At 31.8% G+C, this 26,455-nt stretch carries 28 protein-coding genes; 17 read left to right on the top strand and 11 right to left on the bottom strand.

Going from position 1 to position 26,455, the window contains the following annotated elements; translation table 11 throughout:
• Positions 1 to 9 precede the first annotated feature (9 nt).
• The 4 genes from NYQ10_RS22255 to NYQ10_RS22240 all read right to left on the bottom strand — a co-directional run bounded on the left by NYQ10_RS22255 (position 10) and on the right by NYQ10_RS22240 (position 3,922).
• Positions 10 to 483, bottom strand: a complete 474-nt coding sequence (locus NYQ10_RS22255) for an FKBP-type peptidyl-prolyl cis-trans isomerase (protein WP_289878309.1) — start codon at positions 481 to 483, stop codon at positions 10 to 12.
• Between the two features lie 96 nt (positions 484 to 579).
• Positions 580 to 945: a four helix bundle protein gene (locus tag NYQ10_RS22250; RefSeq protein ID WP_289878308.1), complete on the bottom strand. Its 366-nt coding sequence runs from the start codon at positions 943 to 945 to the stop codon at positions 580 to 582.
• A gap of 99 nt (positions 946 to 1,044) precedes the next feature.
• The gene (locus NYQ10_RS22245; RefSeq protein WP_289878307.1) at positions 1,045 to 2,907 is read right to left on the bottom strand and encodes an ABC-F family ATP-binding cassette domain-containing protein; all 1,863 of its coding nucleotides are present in this window, start codon (positions 2,905 to 2,907) and stop codon (positions 1,045 to 1,047) included.
• A gap of 49 nt (positions 2,908 to 2,956) precedes the next feature.
• The gene (locus NYQ10_RS22240; protein ID WP_289878306.1) at positions 2,957 to 3,922 is read right to left on the bottom strand and encodes a T9SS C-terminal target domain-containing protein; all 966 of its coding nucleotides are present in this window, start codon (positions 3,920 to 3,922) and stop codon (positions 2,957 to 2,959) included.
• 140 nt (positions 3,923 to 4,062) lie between these two features.
• Between NYQ10_RS22240 and NYQ10_RS22235 the strand changes: the two genes are divergently transcribed.
• Complete coding sequence (locus NYQ10_RS22235) at positions 4,063 to 5,481, top strand: undecaprenyl-phosphate glucose phosphotransferase (protein ID WP_289878305.1); 1,419 nt, start codon at positions 4,063 to 4,065, stop codon at positions 5,479 to 5,481.
• A 1-nt stretch (position 5,482) separates the two neighbouring features.
• On the opposite strand, the gene NYQ10_RS22230 is transcribed toward NYQ10_RS22235, so the two are convergent.
• Positions 5,483 to 6,220, bottom strand: a complete 738-nt coding sequence (locus NYQ10_RS22230) for a tyrosine-protein phosphatase (RefSeq protein ID WP_289878304.1) — start codon at positions 6,218 to 6,220, stop codon at positions 5,483 to 5,485.
• Positions 6,221 to 6,331: 111 nt separating this feature from the next.
• Between NYQ10_RS22230 and NYQ10_RS22225 the strand changes: the two genes are divergently transcribed.
• Positions 6,332 to 7,522 (top strand): DUF5009 domain-containing protein, encoded by a 1,191-nt coding sequence (locus NYQ10_RS22225; RefSeq protein ID WP_289878303.1) that lies wholly within the window; start codon positions 6,332 to 6,334, stop codon positions 7,520 to 7,522.
• Between the two features lie 240 nt (positions 7,523 to 7,762).
• Here NYQ10_RS22225 and NYQ10_RS22220 read toward each other — a convergent pair whose 3' ends face one another.
• The gene (locus NYQ10_RS22220; RefSeq protein WP_289878302.1) at positions 7,763 to 8,323 is read right to left on the bottom strand and encodes a hypothetical protein; all 561 of its coding nucleotides are present in this window, start codon (positions 8,321 to 8,323) and stop codon (positions 7,763 to 7,765) included.
• 145 nt (positions 8,324 to 8,468) lie between these two features.
• Here NYQ10_RS22220 and NYQ10_RS22215 point away from each other — a divergent pair, with 145 nt between their 5' ends.
• The 11 genes from NYQ10_RS22215 to ftsY all read left to right on the top strand — a co-directional run bounded on the left by NYQ10_RS22215 (position 8,469) and on the right by ftsY (position 17,751).
• Positions 8,469 to 9,653 carry a BamA/TamA family outer membrane protein gene (locus NYQ10_RS22215; RefSeq protein WP_289878301.1) on the top strand — a complete coding sequence of 395 codons (1,185 nt, stop codon included), beginning with the start codon at positions 8,469 to 8,471 and terminating at the stop codon, positions 9,651 to 9,653.
• A 32-nt stretch (positions 9,654 to 9,685) separates the two neighbouring features.
• On the top strand, positions 9,686 to 10,849 hold the full coding sequence (locus NYQ10_RS22210; protein WP_289878300.1) for a glycosyltransferase family 2 protein: 1,164 nt from the start codon (positions 9,686 to 9,688) through the stop codon (positions 10,847 to 10,849).
• Positions 10,850 to 10,933: 84 nt separating this feature from the next.
• On the top strand, positions 10,934 to 12,295 hold the full coding sequence (locus NYQ10_RS22205) for a dihydrolipoamide acetyltransferase family protein (protein WP_289878299.1): 1,362 nt from the start codon (positions 10,934 to 10,936) through the stop codon (positions 12,293 to 12,295).
• Positions 12,296 to 12,514: 219 nt separating this feature from the next.
• A complete protein-coding gene (locus NYQ10_RS22200; protein ID WP_289878298.1) occupies positions 12,515 to 13,285 on the top strand; it encodes a 3'-5' exonuclease in 771 nt (256 codons plus the stop codon).
• 94 nt (positions 13,286 to 13,379) lie between these two features.
• Positions 13,380 to 13,991: a fumarylacetoacetate hydrolase family protein gene (locus NYQ10_RS22195; RefSeq protein WP_289878297.1), complete on the top strand. Its 612-nt coding sequence runs from the start codon at positions 13,380 to 13,382 to the stop codon at positions 13,989 to 13,991.
• Positions 13,991 to 14,335 (top strand): Hpt domain-containing protein, encoded by a 345-nt coding sequence (locus tag NYQ10_RS22190; RefSeq protein ID WP_184159882.1) that lies wholly within the window; start codon positions 13,991 to 13,993, stop codon positions 14,333 to 14,335. The genes NYQ10_RS22195 and NYQ10_RS22190 overlap by 1 nt, the downstream gene beginning before the upstream one ends.
• A 153-nt stretch (positions 14,336 to 14,488) precedes the next feature.
• Positions 14,489 to 15,742 (top strand): CinA family nicotinamide mononucleotide deamidase-related protein, encoded by a 1,254-nt coding sequence (locus NYQ10_RS22185; protein ID WP_289878296.1) that lies wholly within the window; start codon positions 14,489 to 14,491, stop codon positions 15,740 to 15,742.
• 71 nt (positions 15,743 to 15,813) lie between these two features.
• Positions 15,814 to 16,050, top strand: coding sequence for a 50S ribosomal protein L28 (rpmB, locus tag NYQ10_RS22180; RefSeq protein WP_008468080.1), 237 nt, complete (start codon positions 15,814 to 15,816; stop codon positions 16,048 to 16,050).
• Between the two features lie 27 nt (positions 16,051 to 16,077).
• A complete protein-coding gene (gene rpmG / locus NYQ10_RS22175) occupies positions 16,078 to 16,260 on the top strand; it encodes a 50S ribosomal protein L33 (RefSeq protein WP_008253902.1) in 183 nt (60 codons plus the stop codon).
• A gap of 77 nt (positions 16,261 to 16,337) precedes the next feature.
• Positions 16,338 to 16,490, top strand: a complete 153-nt coding sequence (locus NYQ10_RS22170) for a DUF4295 domain-containing protein (RefSeq protein WP_070261881.1) — start codon at positions 16,338 to 16,340, stop codon at positions 16,488 to 16,490.
• 307 nt (positions 16,491 to 16,797) lie between these two features.
• Positions 16,798 to 17,751 (top strand): signal recognition particle-docking protein FtsY, encoded by a 954-nt coding sequence (ftsY, locus tag NYQ10_RS22165; protein ID WP_289878295.1) that lies wholly within the window; start codon positions 16,798 to 16,800, stop codon positions 17,749 to 17,751.
• A 261-nt stretch (positions 17,752 to 18,012) separates the two neighbouring features.
• On the opposite strand, the gene NYQ10_RS22160 is transcribed toward ftsY, so the two are convergent.
• Together NYQ10_RS22160 and NYQ10_RS22155 are read right to left on the bottom strand one after the other, a co-directional pair.
• Positions 18,013 to 19,083: a serine hydrolase domain-containing protein gene (locus NYQ10_RS22160; protein ID WP_289878294.1), complete on the bottom strand. Its 1,071-nt coding sequence runs from the start codon at positions 19,081 to 19,083 to the stop codon at positions 18,013 to 18,015.
• An 86-nt stretch (positions 19,084 to 19,169) separates the two neighbouring features.
• Positions 19,170 to 19,691 (bottom strand): hypothetical protein, encoded by a 522-nt coding sequence (locus tag NYQ10_RS22155; protein ID WP_289878293.1) that lies wholly within the window; start codon positions 19,689 to 19,691, stop codon positions 19,170 to 19,172.
• Between the two features lie 296 nt (positions 19,692 to 19,987).
• On the opposite strand from NYQ10_RS22155, the gene NYQ10_RS22150 reads away from it, so the two are divergent.
• From NYQ10_RS22150 to NYQ10_RS22140, 3 genes are read left to right on the top strand one after another with little or no spacing between them, the layout of a single operon-like run.
• Positions 19,988 to 20,428, top strand: a complete 441-nt coding sequence (locus NYQ10_RS22150) for a lipocalin family protein (protein ID WP_289878292.1) — start codon at positions 19,988 to 19,990, stop codon at positions 20,426 to 20,428.
• Positions 20,409 to 20,705: a DUF721 domain-containing protein gene (locus NYQ10_RS22145; protein ID WP_289878291.1), complete on the top strand. Its 297-nt coding sequence runs from the start codon at positions 20,409 to 20,411 to the stop codon at positions 20,703 to 20,705. Before NYQ10_RS22150 ends, NYQ10_RS22145 begins: the two co-directional genes overlap by 20 nt.
• Before the next feature lie 30 nt (positions 20,706 to 20,735).
• The gene (locus NYQ10_RS22140) at positions 20,736 to 21,173 is read left to right on the top strand and encodes a hypothetical protein (RefSeq protein ID WP_289878290.1); all 438 of its coding nucleotides are present in this window, start codon (positions 20,736 to 20,738) and stop codon (positions 21,171 to 21,173) included.
• Positions 21,174 to 21,269: 96 nt separating this feature from the next.
• On the opposite strand, the gene NYQ10_RS22135 is transcribed toward NYQ10_RS22140, so the two are convergent.
• The 3 genes from NYQ10_RS22135 to bshC all read right to left on the bottom strand — a co-directional run bounded on the left by NYQ10_RS22135 (position 21,270) and on the right by bshC (position 24,846).
• Positions 21,270 to 21,689, bottom strand: a complete 420-nt coding sequence (locus NYQ10_RS22135; RefSeq protein WP_012026941.1) for a nucleoside-diphosphate kinase — start codon at positions 21,687 to 21,689, stop codon at positions 21,270 to 21,272.
• Positions 21,690 to 21,864: 175 nt separating this feature from the next.
• The gene (locus tag NYQ10_RS22130; protein WP_289878289.1) at positions 21,865 to 23,133 is read right to left on the bottom strand and encodes an acyltransferase family protein; all 1,269 of its coding nucleotides are present in this window, start codon (positions 23,131 to 23,133) and stop codon (positions 21,865 to 21,867) included.
• Positions 23,134 to 23,256: 123 nt separating this feature from the next.
• Complete coding sequence (gene bshC, locus NYQ10_RS22125) at positions 23,257 to 24,846, bottom strand: bacillithiol biosynthesis cysteine-adding enzyme BshC (protein ID WP_289878288.1); 1,590 nt, start codon at positions 24,844 to 24,846, stop codon at positions 23,257 to 23,259.
• A 273-nt stretch (positions 24,847 to 25,119) separates the two neighbouring features.
• Here bshC and NYQ10_RS22120 point away from each other — a divergent pair, with 273 nt between their 5' ends.
• A complete protein-coding gene (locus NYQ10_RS22120; RefSeq protein WP_289878287.1) occupies positions 25,120 to 26,397 on the top strand; it encodes an MFS transporter in 1,278 nt (425 codons plus the stop codon).
• The last annotated feature ends 58 nt before the right edge of the window (positions 26,398 to 26,455 follow it).

Below are 26,455 nucleotides of genomic sequence, written 5' to 3'. Positions count from 1 at the left end.
TTAGACGAATTAATTTGTTGAAATTAATTTAATTTCAAAAATCAAAACAGATCCTCCTGGAATAGTTGAAACAGTATAACTTCCATAACCTAAATGTGCTGGTACGAACAAAATTCCACTTCCACCTTCTTTAAAAAATGGTAACCCTTGCTGCCATCCTAATATTAGTCTATTTAAAGGAAATGTTGTTGCTGTAGTGCGCTCATCAAATACTTTTCCGTTAGTAAGAAGAGAACCTTTGTAAGTAACACTAATATTCGATTGTAAAGTAGGTCGCTTACCAGTTCCTTCTTCTGTAATAATATAATGTAGGCCAGACTCAGTTTTTTGAGCAGTTAAATTATTTTTAGCTAAATAATCGGTAATCTCTTTTTCGTTTTCTGCTGTGTAATCTTTTGGTGGAGGTATAACAACATCAGAATTAGGACTAGAACAAGAAACGTAAAGTGTCAATGTTAATAATGCAATTAATAGTTTTTTCATGTGGTATTTTATTTTTTATGTTGGTAAATATAGGGAAATTAGTTTTTAGTCACAGTCCCAGTCGCAGTTTTCAGTTTTGTAGAAATCTTTTATTTATTAATTGCATCCAAATTTATTAGGATTGTTAATCATGTAATTTATTAATCTTCCGATTTCAAGATTTTTATTATTGAGTTTGTCAAATGTCTCTCTACTTATATATTGGCATGCTAATGAAAATTCAAGCCATGTATTAGTTTCTGAATTTTCAGCATCGCTATCGGTCAATTTACTTATAAAATGATTTGGGTATCTTCTTTTTCTATAAGATTCAGCGATATTAGCTACAACGCTTCTTGAAGATCGTCTTAACTGATCTGTCAAGGAATATTTTTCTTCTTTAGGAAAAGTTTTTGATAATTCGAAAATTTCCATCGCAAGTTCGAAAGATTTCTTGTATGCTAGTAATTCTTTATAATCCATTTTTATTTTTTTTGCAAGAATAATAAAAAAAAATAAAGAAAAAACTTACTTTTTTAAAAAGAAACTGAAAAACTGAAAACCGCGACTGAATACTAAAAACTACCCTTCAATCTTAGCAGAAAGCTCAAACCAGCGTTCTTCTTTTGCGTCGATTTTATTGATTATATTTTGAAGTTCATTCGCTTTTTTCTCAATATCTGCGTCGGCAACTTTTCCGTCAGAAAATAATTGTTCGATTTTAGTTTTTTCGATTTCTAAATCTTTAATTTCTCTTTCTATTTTCTGATATTCTTTTTGCTCGTTAAAACTTAAATTTCCAGTTGGATTATTTTGTTTCCAGTCTTTCTTTTCGGCCTTATTTTCTTCTTTTTGAGCAACATCGGCGCTGTCTTCGTAAGCACGGAAATCAGAATAGTTTCCTGGGAAATTCTCGATTTCGCCTTGTCCTCTAAAAACAAATAAATGATCCACAATTTTATCCATGAAATAACGGTCGTGAGAAACTACCAATAAACATCCTGGATAATCCAAAAGAAAACTTTCCAAAACGTTTAGCGTTACAATGTCCAAATCGTTTGTTGGCTCATCGAGAATCAAAAAGTTTGGATTTTGAATTAAAACCGTACATAAATACAAACGTTTTAATTCTCCTCCGCTCAGTTTTTCTACATAATCGTATTGTTTTTTGGCATCAAAAAGAAAACGCTCTAACAATTGTGAAGCCGAAATAATTTTTCCTTTTGCTAGCGGAATATATTCTCCATATTCCTTAATAATATCAATAACACGCTGACCTGGTTTTGGGTTAATTCCAGATTGTGTGTAATATCCAATTTTTATAGTATCTCCTTTTACAACTCGACCATTGTCTGGCGGAATTGTTCCTGTAAGAAGATTTAAGAAAGTCGATTTTCCAGTTCCGTTTTTACCAATAATCCCGATTCTTTCGCCACGTTGAAAATCAAAACTAAAATTATCCAGAATAACACGGTCTTTGAATTTTTTAGAAAGTTTATGAAGCTCAATAATTTTGCTTCCCATTCTTTCCATATTAATTTCAAGCTCAACCTTGTTTTCTTTTCGGCGACTTTGAGCTTTTTCTTTAATTACATAAAAATCATCCTGACGCGATTTAGATTTTGTTGTTCTCGCTTTTGGCTGGCGGCGCATCCATTCTAATTCTTTTACAAATAAGTTTTTAGCTTTGTCAATACTGGAGTTTTCAGAAGTAATTCTTTCTTCTTTTTTCTCTAAATAATAAGAGTAATTTCCTTTGTATTGGTATAATTTTCCGTTGTCCAATTCAATGATTTCGTTGCAAACACGTTCTAAAAAGAAACGGTCGTGCGTAACCATAAACAGCGTAATATTTTCTTTGGCAAAATAGCTTTCAAGCCATTCGATCATTTCCAAATCTAAATGGTTGGTTGGCTCATCCAAAATCAATAAGTCTGGTCGATTAATTAAAATTATTGCCAATGAAAGACGTTTTTTTTGTCCTCCAGAAAGATTTTTTACTTTAAGTTTAAAATCTTCTAATTTCAATTTGAAAAGAATTTGTTTGTATTGCGTCTCAAAATCCCAAGCATTATGCTGATCCATTCCGTCGAAAGCTTTTTGATATGCTTCTTCGTCATTTGGGTTTTCAAGGGCTTTTTCGTAGGCTTCAATTATTTTAAGCGTTTCGTTGTCAGATGCAAAAATACTTTCTTCGATTGTCAATTCGTCTTGTAAATTATTGTCTTGAGAAAGAAATGCCATTCTAATGCCTTTTCTTAAAACAACTTGTCCTGTATCTGGTTCATCCAAACCATTAATAATACTCATAATAGTTGTTTTTCCAGAACCGTTTTTGGCAATAAAAGCAATTTTTTGGTCTTTGTTGATTCCAAAAGAAATGTTGTCAAAAAGGACTCTTTCGCCAAATGACTTCGATATATTTTCTACAGATAAATAATTCACAAGAATAAAATTTTTTGCAAAAGTAAACTATTATCTTACGATTTGCGAATTATTTCTGGAGATACAAATCTAGCACAGCGCTCAAATCAAAATAATGAATCTGTTGCAAAACATTAATAATAGGTTTACGAACAAGATTTTCATTCGTCAAAAAATAATGAAGTCCATCTTTAGTTGCAATTCCTTCAATTTGGTGAAAAGAAAGTTTTAAATCGATTCTTCTTTTATTACCAGATAAAAAATCTTCATTTTTAAAATCGTAAAGAAGATAAAGAAATGGTTTTCCGATTTTGGTATAGCCACAAAGAATAATCAGTTTTTTGTTTTCTAAAAAAGTTGCGCAAGTAACCAAACCTTGAGTGTCTAATGTTGCTTTTAATTTTGCAATTTGCTTTCCAGCTTGATTTGAAAGTACATAAATATTAGTTTTAGAAGATTTCCATTGTTTGGTAAACAAATAAATACTGTCTTTTAAAACAATAAAAGCCTCGCAATCAAAATCGGTTTTATTGGGTTTCGAGGCAGAAAAATCCTTTTGGTCTTCATAAGAAAAAGAGATGGTTTCGATTTTAGGATTTTCTTCTAAAAAAGATTTTTTTTCGATTTTAAATATTTTTAAATCAGATCGGTTTCCAGAATAATTATTGCCAAAATCGCCAATATAAATATGTGAATCGTCTTGTGAAATTTCTTCCCAATCGTTGTTTTTTATGTCATTAAGAATAATTTTTCTTTTAATTTTTCCTAAAGAATCTAATCCGTAAATAGTTTGGTCATGATCATCATTGTGAGTCCAAAATAAATTGTCGAAAGCGATTAATCCAGAAGTCTCTTTTATAGAATCGCTTAAGCGAACGGAATATTCAGGTTTCAATTTCAAATCTTTATAACTGCAGCTTCCGTCATTAAATGTAGCTTTAGAATTGTAATTTTCTGCCTTGGGATCATTGCATCCTGAAATTTGTGCGTAAGCGGCTGTAGTTATTGTAAGAAAGAAGAAAATAATTTTTAGCATGATTGCAATATTAAATTTGCATACCTTAAAAGTAAAGTTTTAAATAATAGAATAAAAATTGTATTAAAAAATATAATTTAAATGTTACTTTGCAGCACTAAAAATACCAGTCTTTTCTATTTTTTAGAAATAAACCCAGAATGAAGATTTTACAAAAACTGTCGCATTACCGAATCTCACGTTACTTCAAGCTTTTGTTTGTTATTGTCGACGTAATATTGCTAAATTTAGCAACGGTACTTTCTTCATTGGCAAGATTTGGAAGCTTAGATAAATTGCTGACAAAAGAAGAGCAGACCATTTCGCTTTTGGCAATTTTTGTATGGATTGCTTTACTGCTTCAAAATGATTCGAACAGAAGTATTCGCGTTGAGCCGATTGAATCTATTTTATGGAGAACAATAAAAAAGATTTCTATTCATGCTGCTCTAATTTCTGTATCGGTTGTTTATTTGAAATATGCTGATATTTCAAGACTTCGAATGGTATATTTTTATTTGATTTTTTTCGGATTGTTGATGATTACAAGGTATTTGTCAATGAAACTTCTAAAATATATTCGAAGCAAAGGATATAACTTTAAAACCTTTATTATTGTCGGCGCTAACGAAAGCAGCGAAAAAATCCGCAAAATATTAGCGAAAGATCTAACTTATGGATACAAATTTTTAGGTTTTTTTGATGAAAAGCAAAGTGAAACATTTGTAGATCCAGCATTGATTGTAGGTTCTTTTGAAAATGTAAGAAAATTTTCAATTGATAAAAAAATAGACGAAATGTATGTCGCCTTGCATATTGATAATATTGAAGTTATTAATGAATTGATTGAAATTTGCGAGCAGAATATGATTCGTATCAAATTTATTCCAGATTTTCAGCTTTATACAAAAGCAAGTAAAGTTGAGGTAAGTTTTTATGAAAATATTCCTGTTTTGATGTTTCGTACAGAACCAATGGAGTACGCTTCGAATAGGGTTTTAAAGAAAGTTTTCGATATCTGTTTTTCAAGTCTAGTTATCTTGCTTGTTTTTCCTTGGTTGTTTCCTATAATCATGCTAATTATAAAATTAGAGTCGCCTGGGCCAGTGTTTTTTAAACAAGAAAGAGCAGGAAGAGACAATCGTTCTTTTATGTGTTTAAAATTTAGAAGTATGTATGTTAACGGTTTAGCGCACAACAAACAAGCCGAAAAAGGCGATAGCCGAATTACGAGATTTGGATCATTTATTCGTAAAACCAGTATTGATGAACTTCCACAATTTTTCAATGTCTTTTGGGGAGATATGTCGGTAGTTGGACCAAGACCGCACATGGTTAATCTTGCCAAAGAATACAGCGATTTAATCAGTAATTATTTAGTTCGCCAATATGCGAAGCCAGGAATTACGGGCTGGGCGCAGGTAAATGGTTTTAGAGGAGAAACAAAAGTTTTAAGCGATATGGAAAATAGAGTAGAGTACGATATTTGGTATATTGAAAATTGGAGTTTTCTTCTAGATATAAAAATTGTCATTAAAACAATTATTAATATTCTTAAAGGCGAAGAAAATGCCTATTAGATTAATAGCTGAAAAAATGATTATTGGCTATAATTTCTTTTAAATTATCAACATTATCAATTTTTATTTTTTGATCGAAAGCTCTAATATGGTTTTTATGATGAACATCAGTTCCGCAAAAATCATACATTCCTTTTTTTAGAAGCTCATCGGCAGTTTTGGCAATTTTTGAACCATAATATTCTACGGCAGCAAGAAGATTTAATTGAAAAAGACAGCCTGCATCTTTAAGCTTTTTGTATTCGCTAAATTTTGTATGAAAAAAAGTATAACGTTCAGGATGCGCCAAAACCGGAATATAACCTGCAACTTGCAATTCGAAAATAGTTTTATAAAGTGTTAAAGGCGCATTTAGATAAGACATTTCAACCAAAACATAATTGTCTTTTAAGGTTAATAATCTTTCTTCTTTAAAATGATTCGCAAACCAATCGTCTATAAAATATTCAGCCGCAGCCTGAATTGGTGCTTGAATATTACTTTCTAAAAATGCATTTTGAGTTTGCTGAAGTTTGTTTTTTATGATTTCTGGAGAATTATTCCAAACATAATGATTAATGTGTGGCGTTGTAATAATTTGAGAAACGCCTATTTCTTCTAAAGATGAAGCAAGCGCTATAGAATTTGAAATAGTTTGTGCTCCGTCATCAATTCCTGGCAAAACATGAGAATGGATATCTACAAAACTCCCGTCTAATAGATCCTTTAAGATAGGTTTGGATTTGAAAAAAGATAACATGGGGCAAAACTTTATAACTCAAATTTATAGCTTACAAAATTAATGTAGAAATTCTAATTAGCCGTTTTAGAATTATGTTATATTTGATTTTTAGTAAAACTGTAAAAAATTATGAAAATAAAAGAGAATTTGTTTAATCAAAGAATTATTTCTATTGATGCTTTACGTGGAATTACCATTTTTGTAATGATTTTTGTAAACGAATTGGCGAGTATTTCAAATGTCCCGCAATGGATGAAACACATGCCTGCAGAAGCGGATGCCATGACTTTTGTAGATCTTGTTTTTCCAGCTTTTTTATTTATTGTCGGAATGTCTGTTCCTTTTGCATTTAATGCCAGATTAATAAAAGCGGACAGCACCAAAACGATTTGGACTCATACTTTTAAAAGAGCTTTGGCTCTAATCATTATTGGCGTTTTTATGGTAAATGCAGAATATGGTTACGATGCATCTAAAATGATTATCGCTCCTGCTTTTTGGGGACTTTTAGCTTATATAATGCCAATTCCGATTTGGAATAAATATCCTAAAAATTTTCCGCTTTGGCTCAAAAATGTGCTGCAATATGGAGGAATTTTAGTTCTCATTGCACTTTACTTTTTGTATATTCAGGATACTGGAGAAAGAGGAATGACTCCAAAATGGTGGGGAATTCTCGGATTAATCGGTTGGGCTTATCTTTTTACGGTTATTTATTATTGGCTGGTTTCTGGAAATTTATGGGCAATAATCGGTTTTCTGATATTTAGTGTTATAATGAATTCTCTAAACTTGACCGAAAATTCATTTGTTCAAAATACTTCTTGGCTGAGTTTTATTGCAGGACATCTTACGCACGCAGCACTTGTTTCTGCTGGAATTATAATTTCGCTTCTCTTTTTCGATCGAAAAATTGAAAATAAAATCAATTGGGCGGTGATTGCTTTTATAGCTCTGTTTTTTGCAGTAGGATTTGGCTTAAGACCTTTATTCGGAATCTCAAAAATACAAGGAACTCCGTCGTGGACAATGCTGTCAGCAGGAATCTGTACGATCTTATTTTACTTTTTATATTGGCTTATGGAAGTTAAAAAACAAACAAAATGGAGTGAGTTTTTTATGCCAGCTGCAGCAAATCCGCTTTTGATTTATATACTTCCGGGAGTAATTTATTATTTCTGTAAAGCATTCAATATTCATATAATTCCAGGGTATTTCAGGGAAGGTGTTCCAGGAATTATTTGGTCTTTGGTTTTTTCTACGATTATGCTTTTTGTGATGAAAATCTTAAATAGATATAAAATTCAGTTGCATTTATAGTTTTTGTTGAGATGATTTTTAACGCAAAAGTCACAAAGTTTTTTTGAAAGAATGTTTTTAACGCAAAGTTCGCAAAGAATTTTCGCAAAGCGCGCAAAGCTTATTGAGTGAGTTTTTACAAACTGCAAGTTCACAAAGCTTTGTTTTGATAAGCTTTGTGAACTTTTATATTTTTAAATATTGCTTCAAAAATTCTTTGTGCACTTTGCGAAAATTCTTTGCGAACTTTGCGTTAAAAAATCAATTTATAAGTACAGACTTTATCCTTAATACAGATCCAGAAATTGGATTATAATTCACAAAGTTGAATTTGCATAAATTATAAATATTCAAAAGCTTTCCATCAGGAAGTTCATCCTGTTTAAAATCTGCCCAAGGAATTTTTACAGTTTTAAATTCATTTGGAGAAGCTGGCAAACTAATTCTCGGATGTGAGCCACCGTGCAGGCAACCCGTTCCTTCAGAGTTTCCTTCTCTTGCTTGCAATTTTATAATTTGAGAAGATTGATAGGTAATTTCTACAAATTTTGAGTCACTCGAAAGATTTGCCGGAATTCCGTCATTAGTTTCAGATGGCGTAATCATAACATTCAGCTCAATTTCTCCTTTCGGATTATCTTTTGCACTTACTATAATTATTCCTTTTTCAAGTCGAATAGCATTTATTGTTTTCTCGCTTTCTCTTGAAGGACCTGCAATGAACCATTTGTTGGATTTTACCAGATTTTCTCGTTTTCCTTGAGCTTTTAGAGAAAAACAAAGAAAACCAAAAACTAAAAGACAGATTAATAATTGACGCATAAGACTTTTTTAAATCGGATAATTAGTAAAATCAAATATAGCTTTTATGGTGCATTTAAAAATCTTTTTTATTCGCTTAAAAATTTCAACATAATTCTTAATTAAAATTTTAAATTTGTAAGAAGTGGTTTTTAAAATATTGTGAATGAATAGTTTAAAAATTAGATATGTCTTCCTTGTTTTATTAATAAGTTCGTTTTGTAATGCTCAAAACGATAGCTTAACCGTGGGAAATAGAGATATACTAGACGTAATTCATAAAATTTTCGATAAGAACGATACCATAGAAAAAGACAGTCAAAAAAAGCTCGCGTTCTCTTTGCTTCCCGTTCCTGTAGATGTCAATTCAAGTACCGGTTTGGTCGTTTCGTTTTTAACCACATTTTATTTGAGCGAAGATCATGAAAATACCAAAATGTCTCAAGTTACCTTTTCGCCTTATTTTAGTTTTACCAAGCAATATGTTTTTCCTATTCAATCTTATGTTTATACAAGCGAGAACAAATGGAATTTTATTGGAGATTATCGCTATATGATTTATCCTCAAGATACTTATGGCTTGGGCGAACATGATTCTAAAGAAAAAATGTCTACGCTTGATTATCAGCAATGGCGATTTTATCAGTTTGTAACAAAAAAAATTGTTGGAAATTATCGTTTAGGAATGGGATTTCTTCTTGATAATTATCAAAACATTTCTGAGGAATCTTATATTGATCAAGAAACAGATTATAATCAATATATGAAAGGAGATTATACAGACGAAACCTCTTTCGGATTTGCAATTCAAGGTTTGTATGATTCTCGAGAAAATATCATAAACCCAAAACAAGGATTATATGTTGAAGCCGATTTTCGCATCAATACAAGCGGCGTTGAAGGAGATAAATGGCAATCATTATATATAGATGCGCGTAAATATCATTCTTTTAGTAAAACCAAACATCGAGTTTGGGCATCAAGAGCTTTTTATTGGTCTACTTTCGGCGGAAAACCTCATTATTTAGATTTGCCAAGTATTGGTTGGGATCGTGACGGAAAAACTGGACGCGGATTTACCAAAAACAGATACAGAAGTAATGCGCTTATTTATTTTGAAACCGAATATCGAACAGATATTACTCGAAATGGCTTTTTTGGTGCTGTATTTTTTACCAATATTTCATCGGTTTCAAAATTAGAAACCTATCAATTTAAAAAATGGAATCCTGCCGTTGGAACTGGAATTCGTATCAAATGGAATAAAAGAAATGGCAGTAATCTAGCGCTCGATTACGGAATTAGTAAAAACGATTGGTCTTTACGTTTAGGGTTATCAGAAAATTTCTAACTTTCGGGCAAAATTTACAGAACCAATTTTTCATGCAGTTATCGGTTATTATTCTGAATTACAATGTGCGTTACTTTCTGGAACAATGCGTTTTAAGTGTTCAGGAAGCAATCAAAGGAATCGATGCCGAAATTATTGTAATTGATAATAATTCATCAGACGAAAGTGTTTTGATGATGAAAGAGAAATTTCCTGATGTAAAACTTATTGAAAACAAAGAAAATTTTGGTTTCCCAAAAGGAAATAATATAGGTTTTCGTCAAGCGAAAGGAAAGTACGTGTGTATCTTAAATCCTGACACCGTTGTTGCTGAAGATACATTTATAAAAATTCTGGCTTTCGCCGAAAGGCAAAATAATCTCGGAATTATCGGCTGTAAATTAATTGACGGAACAGGAGAATTTCTTCCTGAAAGCAAAAGAGGAATTCCAACGCCTTGGGTTGCTTTTACAAAGATTTTTAGTTTGTATAAAATCTTTCCAAAAACAAAACTTTTTAATCAATATTACGCACAGCATTTAGACGAAAATCAAACTGGAAAAGTTGATATTTTGGTTGGCGCTTTTATGTTTTTAGAAAGAAAATTATATGAAGACCTCAATGGTTTTGATGAAAACTGCTTTATGTACGCAGACGATATAGATTTGTCTTACCGTGCTTTGCAGTTAAAAAAGAACAATTACTATTTTCACGAAACGACAGTTTTGCATTATAAAGGAGAAAGTACGATAAAAGACGAAAAATACATGATGCATTTTCAGGAAGCCATGAATTTCTTTTATCAAAAACATTTTAAGAAATCGAGGTTCTTTAGTATCTTTATTAAAATTGGTGCTTTTTTATTTTCGATTGCGAAAATGTTTCAAGGAAAACCAAAAGAAAACCAATTGCCGGAAAGTTATTTTTTATACTCCGAAAATGAGAATTTCACTAAAAAACTGGCTTCGATTTTGGAAAATAAAGTTCAATTTTTAGATTTCAACGGAGAAAAAATGGTAAATTCGTGCCTGATTTTAAAGGGTAAAAAGGCAGAGATCGTTTTGGATAATCACTATATTTCATTCAAAAAATGTATCGAAATCATAGAAACTCTTAAAGATAAGCAGGTTACTTTTAAAATTTTTCCCAAAAAGACAAGTTTTATTATTGGAAGTAATTCAAGGAATGACAGAGGGCAAATCGTGAAAATTGAGTGAAAAATTATATTAAGTGTAATTTATGTTTAAAAATTTCATTAAATTCGCAATCTGAAAATCAAAAACATCTTTTAGATTAACAATATGGCAAGATTTGAATTAAAGCTTCCGAAAATGGGAGAAAGCGTCGCTGAAGCAACCATTACCAATTGGTTGAAAGAAGTTGGAGACAAAATTGAAGCTGATGAAGCTGTACTCGAAATTGCAACAGATAAAGTTGACAGCGAAGTGCCTAGTGAAGTATCAGGAATTTTAGTTGAGCAATTGTTTGGTAAAGATGATTTGGTGCAAGTAGGTCAAACAATCGCTATTATTGAAACTGAAGGCGGTGAAACAACTGCGCCTGAAGCTGTAAATGCAGTTCAGGAAACAGCTGATGTTCCTGCAGAAGCTACTGAAATTGAAAAATCAATTGAAGAAGTAAAAGAAACAGTTTCGTCTACTCAGGATTTCTCTCGCGAAACTTCGGGATCAGATAAATTCTTTTCTCCGTTAGTAAAAAATATTGCAAAAGAAGAAGGTATCTCTTTAAATGAGCTTGAAAATATGTCTGGTTCAGGAAAAGACGGACGTGTAACAAAAGAAGATATTTTAAAATATATAGAAGATCGTAAATCTGGAGCTGTTCAAACTCCTAAAGCGGTTGAAGAAACTCTAAAACTTGTTGCTGAAGCTCCAAAAGCAGTTGAACCAGCGGTTCAAAAAAGCCAGCAGGCAGTTCCTGTTTCTGTAAACGGAGGGGATGAAATTGTCGAAATGGACAGAATGCGTAAACTGATTTCAGGTTACATGACAGCTTCAGTTCAGACTTCGGCTCACGTTCAGTCTTTCATCGAAGTTGACGTGACTAATATTGTAAAATGGAGAGATAAAGTAAAAACCGCTTTCGAAAAAAGAGAAGGCGAAAAGTTGACTTTTACTCCAATTATGATGGAAGCGGTTGCAAAAGCGTTGAAAGATTTTCCGGGAATGAATATTTCTGTTGACGGAGATTATATCATTAAAAAGAAAAATATCAATTTAGGAATGGCGGCAGCTTTACCAAACGGAAATTTAATTGTTCCTGTAATTAAAAATGCAGATCAATTGAATTTGGTTGGAATGGCAAAAGCGGTAAACGATTTAGGAAACCGTGCAAAAGCTGGAAAACTAAAACCAGACGACACGCAAGGCGGAACTTATACTGTAACAAACGTTGGTACTTTTGGAAGCGTTTTTGGAACGCCGATTATCAATCAGCCGCAAGTGGGAATTCTAGCTCTTGGTGCAATTCGTAAAGTGCCTGCGGTAATAGAAACTCCAGAAGGTGATTTCATTGGAATTCGTCAGAAAATGTTCTTGTCGCACTCTTACGATCATAGAGTTGTTGACGGAGCTTTAGGTGGAAGTTTTGTAAAAAGAGTAGCAGAATATTTAGAAGCTTTTGATGTAGATAGAGATTTCTAAAATAGATTATAAAAATAAATTCAAATCCGATAAGTTTAAAACTTGTCGGATTTTTTTGTTTTTGTAAGAAAAGGTTAGGTTTTAAAGAGTTAACTTATTAATGATATATTTTATAAAAGTTAAATTACCGAAATGAAAGCTTTTTTAGACAAAAAAAACGAGAATAAAGGAGGAAATTCGGCTTTAAAAATTACATTTGTAAACTTATAAAAATTAGAAATGGAATTAAAACTTAACAAGCCAATTTGCTTTTTTGATCTCGAAACAACGGGAATTGATATCGGTAAAGATAGAATCGTAGAAATTTCAATATTCAAAGTTTTTCCTAACGGAAATAAAGAAAGTAAAACCTGGCTGGTTAATCCAACAATCCCAATTCCTCCGCAAACTACTGCAGTTCATGGTATCACCGATGAAAAAGTGGCTAATGAACCTACTTTTGCAGAACTGGCTTCGCACATTCATAACATGATTAAAGATAGCGATTTGGGCGGATTTAACTCAGATCGTTTCGATATTCCGCTTCTAGCAGAAGAATTGCTTCGTGCTGGAGTTGATTTTGATATGAAAAATAAAGTTTCTGTAGACGTGCAAACGATTTTTCATAAAATGGAAGAACGTACTTTGAGTGCGGCTTTGAAATTTTATTGCGGAAAAAGTCTTGAAAATGCGCATTCGGCAGAAGCAGATACAATGGCGACTTACGAAATCTTAAAAGCGCAATTAGATCGTTATCCAGAATTGGAAAATGACATGAAATCTTTGTCTGAATTTACAACACGTAAAAAAATCGCCGATTTTGCCGGAATGATTGCTTTTGATAAAGATGATGAAGAAATTTTTACTTTTGGAAAACATAAAGGCGCTAAAGTTGAAAAAGTTTTAGAATCTGAACCAGGATATTTCAGCTGGATTCAAAATGCTGATTTTCCTTTGTATACCAAAAAAGTTTTGACAGCGATTAAATTAAGAAAATTAAATACGAAGTAAGTTGTCGGTCGCAGTCTCAGTATTCAGTTTTGACTGAGACTATTTCTATATTTATGTAACTGCGACTGAAAACTGTGACTGAAAACTAAAAAGAATGAAAATCATTTGTGTCGGCAGGAATTATGCCAATCATATAGAAGAATTAAAAAACGAACGTCCGAGCGAGCCAGTTGTTTTTATGAAGCCAGATTCTGCGGTTTTGTTGAAACAGCATCCGTTTGTAATTCCAGAGTTTTCTGAAGATGTGCATCATGAAATTGAAATAATTGTAAAGATTAACAAGGTAGGGAAGTACATCGAACCAAAATTTGCTCATAAATATTATGATGAAATAAGTGTTGGAATCGATTTTACAGCGCGAGATCTGCAAAGTAAGCTAAAAGAAAAGGGACTTCCGTGGGAAAAAGCCAAAGCGTTTGATGGTTCGGCAGTTATTGGAGATTTTTTACCAAAAACTGATTTTGTTTCTATGGAAAATCTTAATTTTGAATTGAAAACAAATGGTGAAACGGTTCAGAAAGGAAATTCAAGCATGATGCTTTGGAAAATTGATGAATTGATTTCGCATGTATCTCAGTTTTTTACATTAAAAATCGGAGATATTATTTTTACAGGAACTCCAGCAGGTGTTTCGGCTATAAAACCAAATGATGTTTTAGAAGGCTTTTTAGAAGATAAAAAATTATTCAGAATACAAGTAAAATAATGGCTTTAAAGTACAACCTTTCGAAAGTGTATGCGCTTTCAGATAACGATCCTGAATTTGTAAATCAGATTTTAACTTTATTTGTTACAGAAGTTCCAGAAGATTTAAAACAAATTAAAGAAGGAATTAAGAAAAAGGATCATAAATACGCGTATTCGTATGCACATAAAATAAAGCCAACCTTAGACTTGATGGGGTTAAATGTAGCTTTTGAAGAAATTCTTCAGGTTGAAGCTTGGACAAAAGCAGAAGGCAAGAAAAAGGATATTATAGAAACCTTTAAGAGTATTAAAATACAAGTTAAAGAAGCAATCAAAGAGATAAAAAAAGACTTTGATTTGTAATATATAATCAGAACCCAATTCTTAATATTGAAAAAGGATTGGGTTTTGTTTTCTAATTTTGAAAGTATTTGTTTTTATATAATTAGATTCAAATACTGATTTACTTCTTTTATAATAACCTGTTTTATTCAGGTAAAACTTTCCTTAAATAATATGAAGGCAGCAATTATAACAATTGGAGATGAAATTCTAATTGGTCAAATCGTAGATACAAATTCAGCTTTTATTGCTAAATCATTAGATAGAATTGGAGTTGAGGTGGCAGAAATGCTTTCTATCAGCGATGATAAAAAACATATTTTAGACACCTTTGCGCAGTTTCAAAATAGAGTAGATGTCGTAATTATAACGGGCGGATTAGGTCCTACTAAAGACGATGTGACCAAAAAAACTTTCTGCGAATATTTTGATGATGAATTGGTTGTAAATCCAGAAGTTCTGGCGCATGTAACGCAATTAATTGAAGGTTTTTATAAAAGACCTATTTCGCAATTAAATAAAGATCAGGCTTTAGTGCCTTCAACTTGTACGGTTTTGCACAATCAAGTTGGAACCGCTCCAGGAATGTGGATGAAAAAAGAAAATACCGTTTTTATTTCGCTTCCAGGAGTTCCTTATGAAATGAAATATTTGGTAGAAGAGCAGATAATTCCAAAAATTGTTCGCGAATACAAACGTCCTTATATTATCCATAAAACCATTTTGACATACGGACAAGGTGAGAGTTTAGTAGCAGAACGTATTGAGCAATGGGAAAATAATCTTCCAGAATTTATAAAACTTGCTTATTTGCCAAATCCAGGAAGAGTTCGTTTGCGTCTAACGGCTCGCGGAACAGATAAAGAATTGTTAGAAGAAACTATTGAGTCTAATGTAAAATCTTTGGATGCCATAATTCATGATATAATTGTTGGGTATGAAGAAAATGAAACAATTGAAACCGTTATCGGTAAATTGCTTTCTAAAGAAAATAAAACAGTCTCAACAGCAGAAAGTTGTACAGGCGGAAGAATTGCGTCACTTTTATCGGCTGTTCCGGGATCGTCGAGCTATTTTAAAGGAAGTATTGTTTCATATGCAACAGAGGTAAAAATAAATCTTCTTGGTGTTTCTCAAAATCTAATTGATGAATTTTCGGTAGTAAGTGCTGAGGTTGCGTCTGCTATGGCTTTGAATGTGAAAAACTTACTAAAAACAGACTACGGAATAGCAACCACGGGCAATGCAGGCCCGTCAAAAGGTGATTCTGATGCCGAAATTGGCACTGTTTTTATTGCTTTAGCAACGCCAAACGGAGTAATTGTAGAAGAATTTAACTTCGGACAACCGCGTGAAAAAGTGATAGATAGGGCATCAGTTAAGAGTTTGGAAATATTGCAGAAAGAAATTTTAAAAATTGTGCAATAATTTTTTGCTACAATGGTTTATTTTTCTTTTCTTTGCACCCTGATTTTGAATAACGATAAAAGATAAGTATAATGTCAAGAGTTTGTGACCTTACAGGTAAAAGAGCGATGGTAGGAAATAACGTTTCTCACGCTATGAACAAAACTAAGAGAAAGTTTTCTGTAAACTTAGTTAAAAAGCGTTTTTATCTTCCAGAAGAAGATAGATGGATTACTCTTAGAGTAGCAGCATCTACGATAAAAACAATTAATAAAAATGGAATCACTGCAGTTTTGAAAAAAGCGCAGTCAGAAGGATTTATCAAATAATCTTTTCCTAAATAAATATATAGCAAGATGGCAAAGAAAGGTAATAGAATCCAGGTAATTTTAGAATGTACTGAGCACAAGACTTCTGGTGTTCCAGGGACTTCTAGATATATTACAACTAAGAACAAAAAAAATACTCCAGATAGATTAGAGATTAAAAAATTTAATCCAATCTTGAAACGTGTAACTGTTCACAAAGAAATTAAGTAATAATTAGAGATTTTTATAAATCTCAAATGGTTTAGCCATTTCGAGTTTTATGAAAAACTTCAAATAACATTTGAATCATGGCAAAGAAAACCGTAGCATCGTTACAAACAGCTTCTAAGAGATTGTCAAAAGCCATTAAAATGGTAAAATCTCCTAAAACTGGTGCATATACATTCGTAGAATCTATTATGGCTCCTGAAGAAGTTGATGAATTCTTGAAAAAGAAATAATTACAATTACATTATATAGAAAAGCTACTTTCATTCGGAAGTAGCTTTTTTATTACCTATATTTGTCTTAAAATTTAAAGAAGCACAACAATTAGCTTTTTTTAAACATGGATTCCCGCTTTTCACTGCAATCTTTTATTTTGAACCCCAAAATAAAAGGATTTTCGTTTCAAACGTAGTTCACTGAACTCCGATTGAAATAAAAATTATGTGAAGTAATCGGGGCTAGATTTAAAACAATTGGCTTTCTTTAAAGATTTGGATTTCTGATAATTCAGAAGTCAGATAATCAAATAATCTACAAAAAATGAGTTTTTTTAAAAAATTATTCTCTACTGATAAAAAAGAGACTTTAGACAAAGGTCTTGAAAAATCAAAAACTACTTTTTTTTCAAAGTTAAGTAAAGCTGTAGCCGGAAAATCTAAAGTCGATGACGATGTTTTAGATAATCTGGAAGAAGTTCTTGTAGCTTCAGATGTTGGTGTAAATACAACTTTGAAAATCATTTCAAGAATTGAAAAACGTGTTGCTGAAGATAAATATCTTGGCACTGAAGAATTAAATCAAATTCTTCGTGATGAAATAGGAGCTTTATTATCAGAAACCAATACAGGTGAAGCAACAGAATTTGAAATTCCGAAAGATAAAAAACCTTACGTTTTAATGGTTGTTGGAGTAAATGGTGTTGGAAAAACAACCACAATCGGTAAATTGGCTTATCAGTTTAAAAAAGCAGGACATAAAGTAGTTTTAGGTGCTGCAGATACTTTTCGTGCCGCTGCAATTGATCAATTGCAAGTTTGGGCAGATAGAGTTGATGTGCCAATTGTAAGACAAAATATGGGAAGCGATCCAGCCTCTGTGGCTTTTGATACTTTGCAATCAGCAGTTGCGCAAAATGTTGATGTTGTTATTATTGATACTGCTGGACGTCTTCATAATAAAATCAATTTGATGAATGAGCTGACAAAAGTAAAACGTGTAATGCAAAAAGTAGTAGAAGATGCGCCTCACGATGTGCTTTTAGTTTTGGATGGTTCTACAGGACAAAATGCTTTTGAGCAAGCTAAACAATTTACTGCGGCAACAGAAGTGACTTCGCTTGCAGTAACAAAATTAGACGGAACTGCAAAAGGAGGAGTTGTAATTGGTATTTCAGATCAATTTCAAATTCCTGTAAAATACATTGGTGTTGGCGAGGGAATTGAAGATTTACAGGTCTTTAATAAATACGAATTCGTAGACAGTTTCTTTAAATAAAATTATAATGAGTTTTGAATCTTTAAAAAATATATCTGCTGTCGCTTTTTATTTTGCGAGCGTTATATGTTTTGTGTTGGCTAATGTTTTGAAAGATAGTAATCTGTCAGTTTATTATGTTTTATTAGTTTTAGGAATAGTTTTCTTCTTTATGGGAGTTCTTAAAAGAATGCGCACTAATCGATAATATATTATATTCAATAACAAAAAAAAAGAGCTTTTAAGATCATAAATAATTTTAAAAGCTCTTTTTTTTGTTTTTTATTTGTATAAAGCATTAATTTTTTCCCATAACGTTTTGTCAAAATCTGATAATGCTAAATTTGCATCGTCTGCAGCGTCTCCCATTCTGATTACTACCATTTTTTTACTTGGAACGACATAAATTTTTTGATCGTTTTTTCCTAAAGCCATAAACATATCGTTTGGTCCAGTTGGAATAATGCTTCCTTGAAATGTAAGTTGCGATTGAGGTAAATGATAACTCGATTTGCCATTAAGCCACCATAAATAACCATATCCTAAATTTATGTTTTGTGAAGTCGAAGTAGCTTCATTAAAAAATGCTTCATCTAAAATAATATTATTTTCCCATTTTCCTTTATTAAGCATTAATAATCCGAAACGTGCCATACTTCTTGTAGTACTTGTGTAAACGCTGTTAACGCCAAGCTGTACCCAAATTCCGTCCATTCCGATTTTGTTTCTTAATTTGGTGTTGAAATAATTCTCCCAAGTTTGTTTGCTTGCTTTTGCCACAACATCTTGAAGTTTCACATAAACATTGTGATAGGCCCATCTTTTTCCTGCATCGGCTTTATATATTAAATCTTCAGGATCAACATCGTCTGTGCTATCGTCAAGTCCTGAGGTCATAGAAAGTAAATTTTTGCAGGTAATTTGATTTTCTTGAGCTAAAGTTTCACTTGTCCATCCAGTTCCAATATAATCGGATACTTTATTATTGATGTTTAAAAGACCTTCTTGCTGTGCGATTCCGGTCATGGTAGAAGTTAGTGTTTTTCCCGCGCTAGCCCAATACCAGCTTGTTGTTGCTGAATGTTTGTTGAAATAGTTTTCTAAAACAATTCTGCCATTTATCAAAATGATAAACGATTTGGAGTTTTTTAGTTCTAAATAATCTAATAATGGCTGTACGGCACTTTGATTCCATTTTAGTTCAGAAATTGATTTTGTTTCCCAAGTATTTCCTGTTAAGGGAGGGAAATACATGTTTTCATCTGGAGTTGAAATTGAATCAGTTTCAGATGAATCTTTACTGCATGCTATAAAAAATAGCCCTAACAAGATTGAGCAAATTGATTTGGTCATGTTTTTGGTTTTTTGGTTTGGGGTTTGACCAAAAATATGCAAAAAAGTTTAATCTGTTAACGAACTTATTTTTAGATTTATATAGATTATATTGGAGTTTTTTCTTCGTTTAATTCCCATTTGGTTCCGTCATTATAAACAATATAATAAACTGTGACCTTAATGATTTTATCCGCATCAGTTGAGAAATCTTCCCAGGTTTTTGATTTGGTTTCTCCAGATTTTATTAAGCCGGTTATGTTTCCATTAAAATTTCCTTCACCATAAAAATAATTGCCGCTTGCGGGTTCTTCAAATGCATTGATGCAAAACCATTTAAGTTTTATGGCTTTAATCAATTTTTTGCTAGAATTCTTGTAAACTATTTTGATGTCCTTATGATGAGAATAGCTATTGTCTATTAGTGTTGCTTTGACGATTTTTATTGGAGAATCTTCTGAATTTGCAGTTTTTGAGATATTTTTTTTTGTAGAAAGAGTGTCAATTTTGCTCTCATTTTCTTTTGAATATTTTTCAGATTTTATAGGTGCTTTTTTCTCTTTTTTTGGTTGATTGCATTTTGAAAATAGAAATATAGAGCTAAAAAATAGGAGTAATATTTTTTTCATTTTTAATTGAAAATCGGTATTTTAAATTTGATTTTTAGTTTAGTTTTAAAGTAGGGCATTTGGGGATAAAAATCCTTAATTTTTTTAAATAATCATTGCCTCTAGAAGTTATTAAATAATCAGAATAAGGTATTTTGCTGGTTTTTTTTTTTTGAATGAAATAATTAATATAAAGTATTTCTTTTGATGATTATAAGACTATCTTTGTAGTCCGAGAAAAATTTCTGCAAACAATAGCGAGACGCTATGGTCGGCTAGCGAATTAAGTAGCCGCTAAAAAAATATATATATTATTTATGAAAAACACTTTTATGATTTTGGTTTTGTCGCTTTTATTTGTGAGCTGCAAACAGGAGATTAAACCTGACGATATTGCTAAATTAAACGGCTATTGGGAAATTGAAAAAGTTGTTTTTAAGAAAGGTGAAGAAAAAGAATATAAAATGAACGAAACTTTTGACTTTTTTCAAATTAAAAATAATAAAGGAGTTCGAACAAAAGTAATGCCTCAATTTGACGGAACATTTTTAACGACAGATACGTTTGAGAACGTTTCAGTTCGTTTTGCTGGAGAACAGGCTTTTTTAGATTATAAAACAGATTATGCAAAATGGAGTGAGGAAATTATTTCAATCTCTGATGAAAAGTTTGTAACTAAAAATCCGCAAAAAATAGAATATCATTATAAAAAAGCAGCACCAATAAATCTTTTGAACGATGGCGAAAAGACTAAATAACGAATCTACAATTAGTGCTGTTTTGCAACAGATTATTCAGGTGAATAAACTACAGCCAGGGATGGATCAAATTGATGTGCGTGATGCTTGGAAAAGCCTTATGGGAAGTGGAGTAAATACCTATACCAGAAATGTTGTCTTAAAAGGAAGCACACTTTATGTCGAATTAGGTTCAGCGGTTCTGCGTGAAGAATTAAGCCATGGAAAGTCTAAAATCGTAAAAATGATTAACGAAGAACTTGGGCGAGAGGTAGTAAAAGAGGTGGTTTTAAGATAATCTTTCTGTATTAAATAAGAGAGTTTAATTATGGTATGTCTAGAATCAAAATTCAAAGTTTTTCCAATTATTTTGGTAGCTTATTTAAGTGCTTTTCCTCTATTAGCTTTTTATTTGTATTTTGTTTCGCCAAGTGTAAGTGCGATTTTTCCAGTTTTGCTTTTAACACTTATAGTCATCTTTTGGTTTAAAGCTTTAAGAATTAGAGCGAACAGTATAAAAATTACTCAAAATAGCATTATGACGAGACGTTACTTTGGGCTTGGAAAATCCATCGAGTATAAAAGTATTGCATTAGATGGTTTCGTAAATGTATTTGAGTCTGGTAGGGGAATTACTTATGAATCAATTTTTATTCTTGAAAAAGGAAAACGAATAGGTTGTATTTCGAGTTTTTATCATAAAAATTTTGATGCTTTAAAGTTACGCTTGAAAGAAAATGTAATTGATTTAGGAGAGAGAAAATAGTTCTAACTTAAAATAAAAAAAATGCTGTTTGTAAAAACCAAACAGCATTTTTTTATGAATGACAATCACTGAAAACTGTGACTGAAAACGAATTTATTAGAATTGCTCTCTTCCTGCAAAGTGGAATGCGCTTTCGATAGCAGCGTTTTCGTCGCTGTCAGATCCGTGAACTGCATTTTCTCCGATAGAAGTTGCGTATGCTTTACGAATAGTTCCTTCAGCAGCTTCAGCTGGATTTGTAGCTCCAATTAAAGTTCTGAAATCTTCTACTGCGTTGTCTTTTTCTAAAATAGCAGCAACAATTGGTCCGCGAGACATGAATTCAACTAATTCTCCGTAGAAAGGTCTTTCTGCGTGAACTGCATAAAATGCTTTTGCATCTGCAACAGTTAATTGAGTTAATTTTAATGAAACGATTTTGAAACCACCGTTAGTAATCATTGCTAAGATATTCCCGATGTGTCCGTTTGCAACAGCATCTGGTTTAATCATTGTAAAAGTTCTATTTGTTGCCATTTTTATATTTTATTAAATTTTGTGCAAAAGTATACTTTTTTTATGAATTGATTTTAATAAATTCTTAATTAAAATACGTTCGAATGCTATTTTGAAAAAGAAACTGTAAAATCTCAAAATTTACAATAAAAAAAGACGCACAACCGTGCGTCTCAGTATATTCTAGTTTTAAAGTCTAAACTTTAAAAATTAATTTATTTCGATAAAATATCCATAAAATAAAAGACCAGATTGCCACATAAGTTAAGGCTCCAGCCAAAGAAGCCGTCATTGGATTACTGAATAATGGAGCAATTCCAAAGCGGTATAAATAATCTAATAAATTGGTTTGTTCTCCATTTGATGGATTTTGAAAACGAATCATAACCAAGGCTTGTGGAATAATCTGCGAAGCAAAGAAAACGATCATTGGATTTACTCCCCAGATTATAAATAGTTTGAAACCTTTTTTATATTCTTTAATATCAATTAAATAATATAAACCAGTTAAACAAACTGTTGCCAATCCAGTTGTATATAAAACGTAGCTGCTTGTCCAGATTGATTTATTTATAGGAAAAACTAAATCCCAGATTATTCCAAGAAAAAGCAATACAGTTCCAATTCTTCCCATTGTAAGTGCTCTTTGTACTTTGCTCACGTTGAGCAATAAAATTTGTCCGATAAATAAACCAATAATTCCGTTTACGATTGACGGTAATGTGCTTAAAATACCTTCAGGATCCCAAGTGTTGGTTTCGTGATACATGTGTCCTTTTAGTAAAACGCTGTCTAACCACGCGGCTAAGTTGGTTCCTCTGTCTAAATTAGCTTCTCCAATTCCTGGAACGGGAACTAAAGTCATTAATCCCCAATATCCTAAAAGCAAAGCAATTCCTGTAATGATTTGTATTTTTCTAGATGTCTTTAAATATAAAAGTGAAACCACAAAATAAACAATTGCAATTCGTTGCAAAACTCCAGGCAATCTTACATCTTGATAATTTTCAAAACCTCCGTAGGCTAGAATTAGATAAATTAAGAGTATTCCAACCGCAAATATGTTTTTTAATCGATTGCTGAAATTTCCCATTAAAGCATAACCAACGGCAATAGTAATGGCTAAACGCCCAATAAGAAGCGGAATTCCGTCTAATCCAAATAATTGAATTTTGCCGAAAAAGTTAAAGAAAATTCCAAGACAGAACATTCTTAACGAACGAATCAGTATTTTATTAAAAGTAGTACCATCATAAGTTTTCTCTGGCATTGCCAATGGCACAGCAACTCCCATTATAAAAATAAAAAAAGGGAATACTAAATCTGTTGGTGTACAGCCGTTCCAATGAGCATGTAAAAGCGGTGGATAAACATTTCCCCAGTCACCGGGATTGTTTACAATAGTCATCAATAAAATAGTCAGTCCGCGAAAGACATCAAGCGAAATTAGGCGTTCTCTTACCATTTGGTTAGTTAGTTAATAGGTTATAAAATATAATTCTATTTGGTTTGAGAGAGCAATAATTTCGGAGATGAGCTGGTTATTTGTTTCCGAAATAATTACTTTGAATTTTTAAAGATAATTATTTTAGATTATTATGATGTCAAAATTATGTTCTAAAGGTTTTAATTTCTGAATTAATAGCGGAATCAATTGTTCTCCGTTTTCTAAATAAAATTCAGAAAAATTGGTCTGACGTTCTTGAAGCCCGTAATTTGGAAACAATTCGCACTGTAAATCTGTAACGCGTTGTAACTGATCTTGTAATTTTCTTTTTTGAGCTTTTAATAAACGTTTTTCTAAATTTTCTAAACCTTTCTTTTGTTTTATTTCTTGCGCTTTTACGGCTCCAGAAAAAGATTTATCTGTTTTTTCAGCCAATTCAAAAAGATAAGCAAATTGCTTTTCAAGCGCTTCTTTCTGATCCTTTAAATCTATCGAAAATGGAGAAAGCTTAAGTGTAATTTCATTAATTAAATTTTCTGATTTACTAAATAAATCTTTCCAGCTTAAACCTAAATTATCAGCTTTTTTAGCTTGTTTTTCGGTTGCTAATAGAACAGAATTTCTAACTAACAAAATCGGAAAAGTAATATTTACAGCATCAAAAAAGCCTTTCAATTCTAACCAATAAGCAATTTCTCCGCCTCCTCCAATGTAACAAAGGTTTGGCAAGACAATTTCCTGATAAAGCGGACGCATAATTACATTCGGACTGAATTTTTCTGGATTGCTTTCTAACAATTTAAAAATTTCTTCTTTCGAAAATGAAATTTTGGTGCTGTTGACGATATATTTATCATTTTCAAAAATAATTCTCTCGCGCAGTTTATCTTCAATATAAAATAAATTAATTTCACGCGGATTTACCTGAACATTGTAATTTTCGAGTTTTTCAATTGATTTTTGAACCGTTTTGAATGAGGTTTGATGTTCTAATTCTTCTTTAATAAAAGGAATAAAAGCACGTTTCAAATCGGCTTCATCTGCATCTAGAATAACTAAACCGTATTGTGAAAATAAACTATTGGCTAAAAAACGAGTTGCATCGGCGAGATTTTCGTGTTTTAAATAAGCATCTTCAAAAAGTTTTTTCAGTGAGTTTGCGTTGGTGCTTGAACCTAATTCTTTAGAATAAACTTCAAATAAATCTTCTAAACCATTTGTAGAAAGTCTTCCAACTGGTCCAGTACTTTCGGCATTCCAACGGATTTTTTTTCCTTTAAAATTAAAATAATTAATCTCTTCAAAATCATGATCCTCAGTTGCCATCCAATAAACTGGAACAAAATTATAGGAAGGATATTTCGATTTTAATTCTTTAGTTAAATTAATCGTAGAAATAATTTTATATAAAAAATACAGCGGTCCGCTAAATAGATTTAATTGGTGTCCAGTTGTAATTGTGAAAGTATTCTCGAGTGCTAAAAGCGAAATGTTTTGTCTGGTTAAATCAGAAATTTCAATATTTTGATATTGCTTTTGCAAACTTTCAACCAATACAGCTCGGTTGCTGTGGTCAAAATTGGCAGCTTTTTCAGCAATCTGTTTTTCGAAATTTTCTAGAGTTGGAAAATTATTGTACAGCGTTTTTAATTCGGCTTTCTGGTCTAAATAATCTTGCATTAGTTTAGAAAAATATCCAGAAGATTGAAAGCTGATACAGTCGGTAGGCATAATTTTAAATTTATTTTTGACAGCTGTAAATTTAATGAAAATATACAGTTAAAAACGCTATTAACAATTGCTTAAGAATTGATATTTTGATTTTTATCTTAAAGCTCCGATAATCAAGTTTTTAATTTTGGTTGGAATTGTTGATTTTAAAATGAAAAACACATGAAATTTGTTAAAAAATGTATAGTGTTCTAAAACTAATTCTTCTAACTATGAATTATTAATAATGAAACTATATTTTTGTAAGCAAAAAAAAAGTTATATCTATTTTACATGAAAACTAACCCAAATAAAAAGAACTCTCTAAAACATGTTCTTTTTGGAAGCCTTATTGGTACCACAATCGAATTTTTTGATTTTTATATTTATGCCAATGCTGCCGTATTGGTTTTTCCTCAATTATTTTTTCCGAGTTCAGATTCGACAATGGCAACGCTGGAATCTTTAGCAACTTTTTCTATCGCCTTTTTATCTAGACCGTTAGGTTCTGCATTTTTTGGACATTATGGAGATAAAATTGGTCGTAAATTTACTTTAGTAGCCGCTTTGCTTACAATGGGAATTTCAACAGTTACAATCGGATTTTTACCTAGTTATGAAAGTATCGGCGTTGCCGCGCCTCTATTATTAATGTTATGCCGATTCGGGCAAGGAGTTGGTTTAGGAGGAGAATGGGGCGGAGCCGTTTTGTTGGCAATCGAGAATGCACCGCCACATAAACGCGCTTGGTACGGAATGTTTCCGCAATTGGGAGCTCCAATAGGATTGTTGCTTTCTGGAGGAACTTTCTTATTGTTGACTGATTCTATGAGTAATGAAGATTTTATGAATTTCGGTTGGAGAATTCCTTTTATTGCTAGTGCGTTTTTAGTTATCGTTGGTTTTTATATTAGAACTAAAATTACAGAAACGCCTTCATTTGAAAATTCTAAAAAAGAACAAGAAGAAGTAAAAGTTCCGTTTTTAGAATTAGTAAAATCATACAAAAATCAATTAATTTTTGGGACATTTGCTGCCATTACAACTTTCTTGGTTTTTTATTTAATGACTGTATTTACTTTGAGCTGGGCAACTTCAGATTTAGGAATCGTAAAAAGAGATGGATTATTAATTCAATTGTTCTCAGTATTGTTTTTTGCATTGTTTATTCCAATTTCGGCTGTAGTTGCAGATAAAATTGGACGTCGTAAAATGCTTATTCTGGCTACGGCTGCGATTGCCATTTTTGGATTTTTCTTCTCGTACTTTTTAAGTTCAGGAAATATAGTTTTAGTAACTATTTTTGCTTGTATCGGAATGTCTTTAATGGGATTTACCTACGGACCTTTAGGAACTTTTTTATCAGAATTGTTTCCAACCACAGTTCGTTATTCTGGCGCATCTTTAACCTTCAATATGGCAGGAATTCTTGGTGCGGCTTTTGCTCCAATGATTGCAATTTGGTTGGCTAAAACATATGATGTGAGTTATGTAGGTTTTTATTTAGTGACAGCGGCACTTATATCTTTAATTTCATTTTTGGTGATTAGTAAAGACGAACATAAGTTTTAGATCTTAAAAGTAAGATTTTATAAAAAAGTCCGCAAGGTAAATTACTTTGCGGACTTTC

Origin of the sequence: Flavobacterium johnsoniae, from assembly GCF_030388325.1 — a bacterium.
Classification (GTDB): Bacteria; Bacteroidota; Bacteroidia; order Flavobacteriales; family Flavobacteriaceae; genus Flavobacterium; species Flavobacterium johnsoniae_C.
This window is presented reverse-complemented; position numbering and strand designations above follow the sequence as displayed.